We start from the raw sequence: 12,895 nt of genomic DNA on the forward strand, positions 1-12,895 counted from the left end.
TCAGAGGGAGAAGTAGTAGTCCCGCAGCAGGGCTGCCATCTGCTTGCGGCGCTCGATGAGGAACGCCGGGTAGTCGGCCGCGACGGCGCCGAGGAGGCTCTCGGGCACGCCCGATGAGCGGAAGTTGGCGAGCATCTCCTCCTCGGTCGTGATGTCGCCGATGTCCGGGGTCCCGGCCTCGATCTGTGCGCGCACCCGCGCTCCGTACTCGGCGGGCGCGAGCTTGCCGATCCGGATGTTGACCGGCGTCTCGGCGAGGACGTAGTTGGCGATCTGGTTGTGGTCGGAGCGGTCGTTGACGCCGCTCGCCTGCAGGTACGCCTTCGGGAATAGGTGGTGGATGTCGCCCATGCCCGAGTCGCCGAGCATGTCGGAGGCGCCGACGTGGTTCGAGAGGAAGCCGCGCGCCCCGCGCTTCACCATCGCCGCGAGGTAGACGACGAAGTAGGGGCTCCGGCTGCTGGAGGTGACCAGGTCCAGAGGAAGGCCTTCCGTCCAGTACGCCTCCGAAAGAGCGCTGCGCTCGATCGACTCGAGGTACGCCTGAGCACCCATCTCGCGGAGGCGCCGCAGGTCGAGCTCCCAGGTCGTCTCGAAGCTGCCGGAGTGGCGGCCGAGCAGCATAGACATCACGAACCAGCGCCGCACGATCCGCTGGATCTCCGGCGTCGACAGGTCGCCCTCGTCCGAGAGCCTCAGGAACAGCGCGTAAGCGAAGTTCACGGCGTTACGCGAGGTGATCAGCGACGGCGAGATGAATCCGGCCGAACTGAGCGTCATCAGGAACTGGGTGAACCGGTACCGGTTGGTGATGCGGTAAAGCGCGCGCTCGAGCCGCTCGAACGACTCCTGGGCGATCGCGTCGTCGAACTTCTTCGTCTCGAAGTCGCGCCCCGAGAGGTAGCTCACCATCGCGACCATCCGGCCGCGATCGAACTCGATGAGGCCCGCGACGCGCAGCACGTCCTGATAGGTCGGGTCGTAGAGGTCGCTGGCGTCGTCCTTTAGCCAGCTGATCTTCGAGAAGTAGTCGGTCTCGGCGAAGGACGGGTCGTTCTCCCGGATGATCTCGTGGAAGTGCGGCGCGACCGCGAGGTGCGAGAAGTAGTCGATAAACTTGCGCAGCTGCGCTCCGTACTCGCCGTAGGAGGCGATCTTGCTCATCGCGAAGTCGGCGGGGGTGAGCCGCGCTCCGCTCGAGTTGATCCGCACGAAGATCTCGGTGACGGTCTCGATGTCGAGGTTCTCCGCGAGATCGATGATGCCGACCTGGCGGGTCCGCACATTCATCAGCTTCGAGAAGTTCGTCTCCACGATCGACCGGTCGGCGTCGGGGTTCTTCTCGAGGTACTCGCGCACGAGTCCGAAGAGGTTCTCGGGCTTCATCACCGCGGCGATGTCGGGCAGCCACTCCGGGTTGTTCCGGAGGACGGGGGTGTAGGTCTCGAAGCTCTCCGTCAGCGGGTTGAACGCGATCTGCATCCGCGTCTTCTTGTAGTCCTTCGTCACGATCGACCCGCCGGCGAGCGCCGTCGTCAGAGCCGTCACCCGCTGCTGGCCGTCGATCAGGATCTGCTTCGAGCCGGACAGCGAGCCGTCCTTCAATCGCACAGCAGTGTTCTGCCACGTGATCAGATAGCCGACCGGGTAGCCCTGGTAGAGCGAGTCGATGAGGTCGCGCACCTTCGTGCTCGACCAGACGAACGGCCGCTGGATCTCGGGGATCGCGATCTTGCCGGTCTCTACCCAGTTGAGCACGTTGCCCACCGAGTGCTGGGCGACGGTGTACTTGTCCATGGAGGGGACCTCTCGAGTGCGTTTGCGGAAGACGCTGCCGGCGACCGTGCGATTGCACGGATCGTTTGTTTCTAGAACGGACGCACCCCACGCAGATGCGCGTCAATGGCGACCTCGGTCAGCCCGCGATCGCGTGCTTCCCGCCCGAGCTGTGCTCCAGCAGCGGATCCGTCCGCCGCTCCCCGTCCGGAAGGTCCATCGCCGCAGCAAGCAGATTCCCGAGCCGACGAGCGCGCTCCAATCCGTCCTGCTTCGACGCCCACCCATCGAAGGTGAGCCTGATGTTCTCGGCCTTCGTGATGACGTCGAGCACCGGGCTCTGGCCGGCCCGCTCCGTGAGACGCACGTACCGGATGTCGTCGAGCGGGAAGTCGCGCTCGACGACCCCCTGCTTGCGCAGCGCGCCCTGCTCTGACACGAACACGCGATCGCGAGTGATTCCGAGGTAGGCGTTCGCTCCGACGAGGCGCTCGAGGTTGACGTCCGCGAGGGCCAGCAGCTCGCTGCCCTCCGGCAGCACCAGGCTCAGGATGCGCAGGACCTCCGCAGGAGCGTCGCCGTTGAACGCGACGACGGCGGGCTCGAGCGCAGCGGGCTTCGACCACGGACGATTCCGGATCTCGGCGACGCGCTCCGCCAGGGCGCCCGACATCGCGACGGCCTCGCGGATGCTCCGGCGCTTCGCGGTGAACGGGATGCTCGGCTCACCCGGCAGTTCGACGAGCAGGCGGCATTGGCGCTCGAGGTCGCCGAGGAGCTGCGCGATGTCGTCCATCGCCTTCGTGTGCTCCCGCTCCGTCTCCTCGACCAGGCCGGCGAGGAGCCGCTCGTTCTCGACCGAGTTCGCGGTGTCGTGGCTGATCCGACCGGCGCGCAGGACCTGCGAGCGGTACCAGGAGCCCTCTGCCATCAGCAGCCCGTGAGCGTCGGCGAGGATCGGCTCGATGTTCCGCTGGAGGTAGGTGCGGCGGGTCTTCGCATCGGTGTCGAGGGCGGCGACGTGGCGCTGCACGAAGCTCGAGAAGAGGTGACGCTGCTTCCGCAGGTCGGCTTCCCGCGTCGCGACGGCGGCGAAGATGTGGTCGTTGACGATGCCCGCCATCTGCGCCTCCCGAGCCGCGCGCATCGTCGTCTCGTGCAGCCCGAGGAGCGTGGCCCACTGATCGCCGTGCAACGCCATCAGGACGTCGCGGGTCAGCGCGATGTTCTCGTCGACCCGACGGGAGATCGACGCCAGCTGCAGCTGAAGGGCCAGCAGAGCAGCGGCGGGTCCGAGAGAGGAGAGCACGGTGGCACTCTGCGCTCCGACGGCCGGCGCCCAGCGCACCGAGGAGACGATCTTCCCGTTGCTGACGATCGATCCGAGGTTCCAGCCACCCGAGACCATGGGCTGCGCTGACTTCAACGCCGCCAGCGTCTCGGGCGCCAGACGCACCAGACCCTGCGCTGACATCGCTCCTTGAACGCCCTGCGCAATGGTGTTCGCCGCTCCGACCCCGATGCCGAGCTTGTCGACGAGCTCCTGCCTCTTCGGCTCGCTCATCATCTCGAAAGGGAAGAAGTCGAGATCAGTGGGGGCTTTGTCGGCGAAGAGCACTGCCACACCGGGCTCCACTTCGACCAACGTCATCGAGGGCTCGTCCGCGGAGTTCTCTTCGGTACCAGGGGTCACTTCGTGCGATGAAGACATGCGAGCTCTCATAGATCGTTCAGTGGTCGCCGCGGGCGACTCGGGGTGTCGGGAATCCCGACGCTACAGGTATCCGCCGACAGTCTCCGTTGCCGAGGAGATCTCCTTCTCGTGCAGGGCGGCTCATCCCGTACGGTGACAATCAATCAGGGGGAATCAATATGGTCATCGGATACCGAGCCGTCTTTCGGCTCGACGACTCTGCGGATGCCATCGAGGTGGCTGAACGAGCACTGCGCGACTGGCTGCGGTCGAAGCTCAGAACCGGTCGCAATCGCGGAAGCCTCACGACGGCCGAATGGGACGGCGAGGGCGAATTCGATCTGGGCGGCAGCGGCCGCCTGCGCGCCAGCCACCGGGACGATCGGGCGAACAGTCGCTGGCTCCGCAGCTACCGGTTCTCGGAGTCGAACTCGGGGAGGACCTTCGACGTCTCGGTGCTCGCCATCTCCACCCCGGAGGCCGAGGGCTTCACCCAGTCGCTGGTCGTCGAAGCGGGCGTGAGCGACGGGGGCTCCGCCGATCCTGTCGAGGTCGTCGCTCCGCCGAACATCGTGAGGACCCTCCTCCGCGACTCGAGGGTCGTCGAGGGCCGCACCCTCCTGAGCGCCGACCCGGTTCTGGTCGACGATCGAAAGGGAATCGACGCCGTCCTCGCCGGGATCACCGACCCCACACGGACGTGCTCCGTCATCGTGGCGACGTCTGTGGACGCGGCGTCCGACGTCGCCTTCATGCGGATCGTGACCAGCCTGACCCGCAGGAGCGTCGGCGTCGCGACCACGTACGTGATCGGCGCCGACATCGTCGAGCAGTTCGAGCAGCGCCTGACCGACAGCCATCAGGTGCCCCGTGGACGGGTCCGCACGTTCCTCCCGGGAGTCGATCTCTTGTCCCGCCAGGACGCGCTGAGGCATCGCGTGCTCGGGCCTGCGACGTTCGCGCGGGCGATCTCCAACGGGCGTGTCTCCGAGCACCTGCAGATCGCCCACGCGGCGGCGATGAAGAGGCAGTTCCTCGCCCTCGGACTGCCTGCCGACGTCCGGCAAGCGCTCGACGAGCTGGGGCAGGCGGAGAGCCGCGTCCACCGCCGCGCTCTCGTGGACGCCCGGATCTCCCTCCCCGCCGCCACCGAGCAGGACTCTCCCGAGCCGGTCTCCGAGGCGCCGACGCCCGTCTCAGCCCGCTCCTCCGTCGAGGCCGGGTCCTCGCTCGAGACCCTCCTCACCTTCTCGGAGGATCGCGACGAGCCGGCCGCGAAGATCCCGTCCACATCCTTCCTTTCCCGCGTCCGTCGTCTGTTGTCCCGATGGGTCCGCGTCGACAGCGCCGATGAGGAGACCCTCGATCGTCTCGACCGATTCATCGAGACGAGGGCCTCCGAGGTCGCCGTCGCCGAGGAGGAGCTGGATCGGCAGGGGCGGGAGCAGTCGGCGCTCACCGCGGCGAACACCGAGCTGAACCAGCGGATCGACGCGGTCTTCCTCGATCTGGCGGTGGAGAGCGAAACGCTCCGGCGCGCGGAGCGGGAGGCGCGGTACTACCGGGAGCAGCTGGCCGCCTTGAAGGCGTTCGACCGGCTCGTCGTCCCCAGGGATTCCGCCTGGGAACCGCCCGGCTCGATGTCCGAGTTGATCGAGTGTCTGCGCGACTCCGACGACTCCGCCCGCGGCTTCATCGCGAACCGCGTCGAATTCCACGGACGGATGTCGGACGCCGAGGACGTCGACAAGAGGGACGGTCTGGGGCAGTACTCCGCGAAGGTGTGGGACTTCATCCATGTGCTCCACGACTATGCGGAGGCCAAGGCCGCCGGGTGGGAACGAGGAACGGTGCACACCTATCTCACGTCGGACGATGCTCCCTCCGGATTCAAATGCACCCCGTCGCGCCACGCGGCGACGGAGAGCGAATCCGTCCTCGGCAACAGCGCCTGGGCCGGAGAGCGGATGCTGCCTGTTCCCACATCGGTCCAGTCGTCGGGGCTTGTGATGATGTCCGCGCACTTCAAAGTGTCGACCAATGATTCGTTCGCTCCGCGGATGCACTACTTCGACGACACGGACCGCACGGGGAAGATCTACATCGGCTACATCGGCCGCCACCTGACGACGACGCGCTCCTGACGAAGAATCGAATCGCCGGTGTCGGCGCTCCTCAATAGGATCGAGCAACGCCGTGGTGGGATGCCGCGGGTCGGAGGGGAACCCGTCGCATGAACGACTTCGAGTACCGCCAGCTGGTCGACCGCGCTCTGAACGCGGTCGTCGACGGGCTGCTCCCCACCGTGAACAGCGTCCTCGCCGCCCACATCGGGCCCGATGAGGACTGGACCGTCGTCCTCCGGGCGCACGATCTAGCCGCACCAAGCGCTCAGAACCGGAACCAGAAGTACGGCGAGCGCGACTTCGGTCTCCTGGTGCGGCTGCTCACCAGCGACCTGGATCCGCTGGGACGCCCGTTCGCCCGGGCGATCTCGCCGCTGGCCGAAGGCTGCCTGAAGAACCTGCGCCGGGTGCGCAACGACTGGGCCCACGGCGAACCGTTCGACCGCCCGAAGACGAACCGGGCCATCGAGGCCGCGCAGACCCTCCTGCAGGAGATCGCCATGGATCACCTCGCCGAGGAACTGGGCGAGGTGCGGCGCCGCATGCTCGCGGAGGCCGACCGCAGTGCAACGCCGGAGCCGGGTGCTGATGTGCCCGCCACTGATGGCCACGCTGCCGTCGAGGAGACTGCTGACGCGCCGATGGCAGAGGAGCCTGAAGCGGCGGCGACCGAACCGACCGGGCCGCCCCTCGAGCACACCTCCGCGACCTCCGACCCGCCCCTTCGCCGCCCTCGCGGAGCGGCGCGCTACGAGGGCCTCGCGCCCGACGTCGACGACGCACCCACCACCCCGGCCCCCGCCCTCACGATCGAGATCGACGCCCACCACGAGCTGTCCTACGCGATGGCCAACGCCCGCATCCAGCCCGTGACGCGGATCCTCGTCCGCAACACCGGGGAGGAGCTGCGCGGCGCCTCGCTCGACCTCGAGGTCGTCGACGCCAACGGCTCGCTCGGCGGGCCGCGCACGATCCGACTCGACCTCGCCGCCGGGCAGGACAAGGCGCTCGAGAGCGTCGCGCTGACCCTCGACCCGGCACGAATGCTCGCGGTCGAGCAGCGGCGCCCGGGCCGCATCCGTGCCGTCCTGCGCACGGCGGACGGAGACGCGCTCGCCGAGAGCTCGGTCGACGTCACGGTCCTGGCGGCGAACGAGTGGAAGGCACGCCCGTTGCAGCTCGGACTCGAGCTGCTGTCCTCCTTCGCGCAGCCGAACGCCGCGGTGGTCGCGACGGTGCTCCGCGAGGCGGCCGATCTGCTCGGCGCCGCCTCCGGCAGGTCGGACCTGGACGGCTATCAGAGCCAGAGCGCCGAGCGCGTCGACCAGATCGTCGAGGCCGTCTGGGACGCGGTCCGTGCCCGCGGGATCGCCTACACGGAACCGCCGGCGAGCTGGGGCGAGGACGGCCAGAAGGTCCGCACCCCCGCCGAGGTCCTCGAGGGCCGCCTCGGCACCTGCCTCGACACCACCCTCACCCTCGCCGCGATCCTCGAGCAGGCGGGCATCAACAGCACCCTCTGGCTCACGCCGGGGCACATCTTCCTCGGCTACTGGCGCGTGGAGTCGACGCTCGGCACCGCCGCGTCGACCGACGTCGGCAGCGCGGTGAACCTCGCCGACATGGAGCAGATCCGGGTCGTCGAGACGACACTGCTGACCGGGGAGTCCCGAACCCTCACCGAGGCCCACCGGCTCGCGCAGGACCGCCACCTCGCCACCGGACCCGGCGCGCTGGTCGGCGTCGCCGACGTCCGAGAGGCGCGCAACAGCGGCATCTACCCGCTCCCGAGCCGGTCCGTCGGCTCGGACGGCGCCGTCACCGTGAACGAGTACACCCCGGCGAACTCGGAGTACCGGTTCGACTTCGACGGCCCGAACCGCGGCCGCCGCCGCGACGTCACCACCGGGCCCGCCCGCATCGCGACGTGGAAGAACGCGCTCCTCGACCTCAGCCTCCGCAACCGCCTGATCAACTACACCGACCGCGCCGGCTTCTCGCTCGCCGTGCCGGGCAGCGACCTGGCGCGCTTCGAGGACATCGTCAACCAGGGCACGGCGGTGCAGCTCATCGCGTCCGACAGCATCTCGGACATCGCCCGCCAGCGGGGAGTCCAGAGCGGGAAGGACCTCCCTCCCGAGATCCGCTCCGAGATGCTCTTCGGGAAGAAGCAGGTCTTCGTCAGCGCCACCTCCGCCACGTACACCGACAAGCTCCGCAAGTTCGCCAGCTCCGCGAAGACGATCGTCGAGGAGACGGGCGCGAACAACCTCTATCTGGCCTTCGGCTCGCTGGTCTGGACGCTGGACAACCGCGAGCTGCGCTCGCCGATGGTCCTCGTGCCGGTGACGATCAAGGAGACCTCGCGCGGGTCCGTCTTCACCATCGCCCTCGACGAGTCCGGCTCGTCGACGCCCAACTTCTGCCTCGTCGAGAAGCTGAAGGTCAGCCTCGGCCTCGACCTCCCCGGGCTGGCGAACCCCGTCGAGGACGAGTCGGGCATCGACCTGCGCGCCGCCTTCGACTCGGTTCGGGCGACGCTGACTGCGCGCAACCTGCCCTTCCGCGTCGAGGAGACCGTCGACCTCGCTGTCCTCCAGTTCGCCAAGTATCGGCTCTGGAAGGACCTCGACGAGGACTGGGAGACCCTCGCCCGGAACCCGCTCGTCTCCCACCTGATCAACTCGCCGCTGGAGCCCTTCGAGGACCCGGCCGACGAGGAGCTGACGGTCGACCTCGAGGAGCTGTCCGCCTCGGTGCCCGTTCCCGCCGACGCCTCGCAGCTGGAGGCGGTGGCCGCTGCGGTCGCCGGCAAGACGTTCGTACTCGAGGGCCCTCCCGGCACCGGCAAGTCGCAGACGATCACCAACCTGCTCGCCCGGGCTCTCGCCGACGGCAAGCGCGTCCTGTTCGTCGCGGAGAAGCGCGCGGCACTCGACGTCGTGAAGCGCCGGCTCCAGGACGTCGGCCTCGGCCCGTTCTGCCTCGACCTGCACGACAAGGGCGCCCGCCCCGCGGAGGCCCGAGCGCAGATCCGCGCGGCACTCGATTTCGCGGTGCGCCCCGACGTCAACGGGCACGCGTCGAACCAGCTCACCGTCGAGGCCTCGGTGCGAGGGCTCCGCCGGTACGCCGACCGCCTGCACGACGAGAACTCGGCCGGCTACTCGCTCTACGAGGCGCGCCAGCGCGAGATCCTCGCCGAGGAGCACGTGCAGCCCCTGGCGGTCCCGCACACCCTGATCGAGAACGGGGACAGCGAGCAGTTCGACGAGATCCGTCGCGCCCTGCGCCTGCTTCCCGACGCGTCGGACGCCGCCCGCCCACGCCCGGACCACCCCTGGGCGCTCGTCTCCCCGCTCGCACTCGGCGACGACACCGCGGACGCCCTCGCGGCAGCCGCCGACGAGCTCGACGCCGCACTGGCCGAGCTCGATCGTCTCGACGTCCCGACCGCGACGTTCTCGTTCCCGATGGACGCGACCGCACTCGCGCCGCTCCTCGCCGCCGCCGAGGCGGACGCCCGCCCGCTGAGCACTCTCGACCGTCTCGCACACCCGGACTGGGACGGCCATCTGGCTCAGGCTCAGGCCGAGCTGCTGCGCATCGCACCCACGCGCTTCGAGATCCTCGGCTGGATCGACGAGGCGCTGATCGACCACGACCTCGACGACTTCAGGGCGATGGCCGTCGAGGCGAACGAGGCGGGGATCCTCTCTCGGAAGAAGCGACGGCGCGAGGTGCGCGACATGCTCGCGCCGTACCTCCGCGTGGACCCGGAGTCCGTGAACCTCGAGCGCCTGGTCGACCTCGCCGATCAGCTGCTCGCGGCTCGCGAGCACGCGAAGTACGTCCGGAGCGTTGTCCAGCACGTCTCCGCACCGCTCACGCCCGACGGCTGGAGTCCCTTCGACGGCGACCTCCTGCGCCGCATAGCGGCCGAGCTGGGTGTCCTGCGCCGCCTGCGCGGAATCGTTGCCGGTCAGGGAGCGAACGAGGTCGTCGACGGCGAGCTGATCCGACGCGTCTACGCGGGACCCGATCGAGCAGCTGTCGGGGACGCGGTCCGCCGCTTCGTCGACGCCTCGTCCGCCGTCGCGCGTCTCGCGGGGGCGCCCTCCGCCGAGTTCGAGCGCTGGAGCGACGGGACCACCCCGCTCGAGCGCTGGCGGGCGACCCGTCTCGAGCGCGGCGAGGGGCGGTCCGCCGTCCGCTCACTCGGGACCTGGCTGACGCTGCTGCAGCAGCTCGAGCCCCTGCGCCGCGGCGGCATGGTCGAGGCGCGGCAGCGCTACCTCGACGGCCTGGACGACGCGGACGAGGCGCTCCTCGCCTTCGAGAAGGGCCTCGCCTCGACGTCCGTGCAGGAGCGCCTGAGCCGCACCGGTCTCGAATCGTTCGAGACGGCCGCGCACGAGAAGCTCCTCGGCCGGTACGTCTCCGGGAGCACGGCCGTGCGCGGCGAGCTGCCGCGGATCATCCCCGCGCAGGTCCTGAAGCGCCGCGACCTGAGCTCGGTCCCCTCGGCGATGATGGGCGGGCTGAAGCGGCAGCTCGAGTACAAGCTCCGCGGCATGAAGGTCCGCCGCCTGATGGAGGAGTACGGCCCGCTCATCACCAAGATCGCGCCGTGCACCCTGATGAGCCCGGAGTCGGTGGCGCGCTTCCTGCCCGTCGACGCCGACCTGTACGACATCGTCGTCTTCGACGAGGCCTCGCAGGTCCGGGTGGCGGACGCCGTCGGAGCGCTCGGCCGCGCTCGCAGCGCGGTGATCGTGGGCGACAGCAAGCAGATGCCGCCGACGAGCTTCGCCGAGACCGGCGCCACGGAGGACGAGACAGCTCCGACGGACACGGTCGTCGACGAGGAGTCGATCCTCTCCGAGGCCTCGCAGGCGCGGGTGCCGTCGCGGTGGCTGTCCTGGCACTACCGCAGCCAGGACGAGCGGCTCATCGCCTTCAGCAACAGCCGGTACTACGACAGCCGGCTCTCCTCGTTCCCGACGCCCCACGACGGCGACACCGGCTCGGATCACGACGGCTACGGCATCTCCTTCGTCCGGGTCGACGGCACCTTCATCCGCACGGGTCGAGGCAGGACGCTGCGGACGAACGCGGCGGAGGCCGAGGCGATCGTCGCCGACGTGCACCGCCGCTTCGCCGCCTCCCCCGACGCCGTTCCCTCGCTCGGCATCATCACCTTCAACGCGCAGCAGCGCGACCTCATCGACGGGATGCTCCGCGGCTCCGCGGATGCCCGAGTCGCGCAGTCGCTCGACGTGCCCGACGGGTTGTTCGTGAAGAACCTCGAGAACGTGCAGGGCGACGAGCGCGACACGATCCTCTTCTCGATCGCGTTCAGCGCGAACGACAAGGGCGTGGTGCCCCTGCAGTTCGGTCCGCTGACCCGAGCCGGCGGCGAGCGGCGCTGGAACGTCGCGGTCACCCGCGCGCGGCGCCAGGTCGTGCTGTTCTGCAGCTTCGACCCCGCGGAGCTCCGCGCCGACGAGACGCAGTCGGTGGGCGTGAAGCATCTCAAGGCGTACCTCCAGATCGCGCAGTCCGGCTTCGGCGAGGGTGGTCCGGTTCTTGATCGCGCCTCGCTGCCCGACGCCCACCGCGACGAGCTCGCGGCGGCCCTGGTCGAGGCCGGGCTGACCGCTCGGGCCGACATCGGGCTCTCCGAGTTCCGCGTCGACATCGCCCTGGCGACGGCGGAGGAGCCGCACCGGCCGCTCGTGGCGGTCCTGCTCGACGGGCCGTCCTGGCGCGGCCGCCGCACCGTCAGCGACCGCGACGGACTGCCCGGATCGGTCCTCAAGAACGCGATGGGCTGGCCCGCCGTGGAGCGGGTCTGGCTGCCGGAGTGGCTCGCCGACCGCGACGCCGTCATCGCGCGGCTCACCGAAGCGGTCGAGCGTGCGGATGCTGAGATCCGAGCCGCTCGCGAGGAGGCCGCCGCGCTCGCCCCGACCGCCGACGCCGAGATCCCGGACGTCCTGGACGCCCACTCGATCGCAGTGATCGATCTCGACGACAGCGATTCGCCGATGCCCGAGGAAGCCCCCGTCCCGGTCCTTCCTGCCCTTCCGGAGCTCCTCGAGGACGTTCCCGTCCTCCGGGCCTACTCCGGCCCCGAGGCTGCGACGGCACCGTCGAGTGTCCTGCCGCCCGCGGCGGCCGGCGGCACTCTCGCCGAGATCTCCTACGACCCCTGGGAAGAGCGTCAGGTCGGCTCGAAGGACGTCCTCGACAGCCTCCCCTCCCCGGCATCCGCCCGGCAGATCGCCGACCTCGTGAGGGAGATCGTCGCGGCGGAGGGGCCGATCCACGAGGTCCGCGCAGCGAAGCTCATCGCGGGTGCCTTCGAACTGAACAAGGTCAGCGTGTCCCGCACGGCGAGCATCATCGCCTGCTTCCCGCTCAGCCTCCGGCGCCCGGACGACCCCCAATTCCTCTGGGCCGAGGGCGTCGAGCCGGCCGGCTACCGCGCCGTCCGCTCGCGCCTCTACACGAGCGTCGAGAGGGTCTACGAGCACATCGATCCCTTCGAAGCGGCGAACGCGGTCGAGCTCTGCGTGCGCGCCTCACCGGGGATCGACCACCTCCTGCTCGTGCGCGCCACGATGATGCAGCTCGGTATCGTGCGGATGACCGACAACATCCGCAGCCTCGTCGACTCCTCGATCGCCGACGCACTGCGCCTCCGCAGGGTCGTCCACACCCCCTCGGGCAGCTACACGACGCCCTGACCCCCCTGTCCGCTTCCGGACACGTCCGCAAGCGGCTCTTCCGTCGGCGGCCGGGCGGCGTCAGACTCGACCGATCCCCTCTGCGTCCGCGGCAGCGCCACTCCCGCATCCACTTCAGGAGCCCGCCCGTGAGCACGAGCGCACCCCAGGCCTCCGCCGCGACCGAGGCCGAGACCGAGACCGGGACCGACGGAGCCGAGACCGCAGCCGCCTCCCGCCGCCCGCTCCGCGCGTGGCTGAGCCAGGGCTCCTACGGCCCCACCGATCTCACGCGGCGCGGCGTCCTGCTGGTCGTCGTGTCGGTCCTCGCCGTGCTCGTGCCGGTGGTGACCCTCACCCTGCTCGACATCGACTCGCACGTCTCGCTCAAGGTCTGGATACTGGCCGTCACCGTGATCGCGCTGCTCGGGGCGCTGCTGCGCGTCGTCGCCGACATGCGGCCCGGCCCCCGCAGCGACCTCGACCGGGCCGGCAAGGCGGTCGGGGCGGTCGCAGCGCTGTTCACCGCGCTCGCGGTCATCATCGACTGGAGCCTGCTGCACCTGTAG

The 12,895-nt window shown here is 69.6% G+C and carries 5 protein-coding genes; 3 read left to right on the forward strand and 2 right to left on the reverse strand.

Going from position 1 to position 12,895, the window contains the following annotated elements; genetic code table 11:
* Positions 1–1,797, reverse strand: a complete 1,797-nt coding sequence (locus MT350_RS07765) for a DUF262 domain-containing protein (RefSeq protein WP_243599681.1) — start codon at positions 1,795–1,797, stop codon at positions 1–3.
* A gap of 118 nt (positions 1,798–1,915) precedes the next feature.
* Entirely contained in the window at positions 1,916–3,427 is a 1,512-nt protein-coding gene (locus MT350_RS07770) for a hypothetical protein (RefSeq protein ID WP_243615662.1), read from the reverse strand.
* 278 nt (positions 3,428–3,705) lie between these two features.
* On the opposite strand from MT350_RS07770, the gene MT350_RS07775 reads away from it, so the two are divergent.
* The 3 genes from MT350_RS07775 (at position 3,706) to MT350_RS07785 (ending at position 12,895) form a co-directional block, all read left to right on the forward strand.
* Entirely contained in the window at positions 3,706–5,613 is a 1,908-nt protein-coding gene (locus tag MT350_RS07775) for a hypothetical protein (protein ID WP_243615663.1), read from the forward strand.
* 89 nt (positions 5,614–5,702) lie between these two features.
* Complete coding sequence (locus MT350_RS07780; protein ID WP_243615664.1) at positions 5,703–12,347, forward strand: DUF3320 domain-containing protein; 6,645 nt, start codon at positions 5,703–5,705, stop codon at positions 12,345–12,347.
* A gap of 128 nt (positions 12,348–12,475) precedes the next feature.
* Positions 12,476–12,895, forward strand: coding sequence for a hypothetical protein (locus MT350_RS07785; protein WP_243615665.1), 420 nt, complete (start codon positions 12,476–12,478; stop codon positions 12,893–12,895).

The sequence above is a fragment of the Rathayibacter sp. VKM Ac-2928 genome, assembly GCF_022815545.1.
In the GTDB taxonomy this organism is placed as follows: Bacteria; Actinomycetota; Actinomycetes; order Actinomycetales; family Microbacteriaceae; genus Rathayibacter; species Rathayibacter festucae.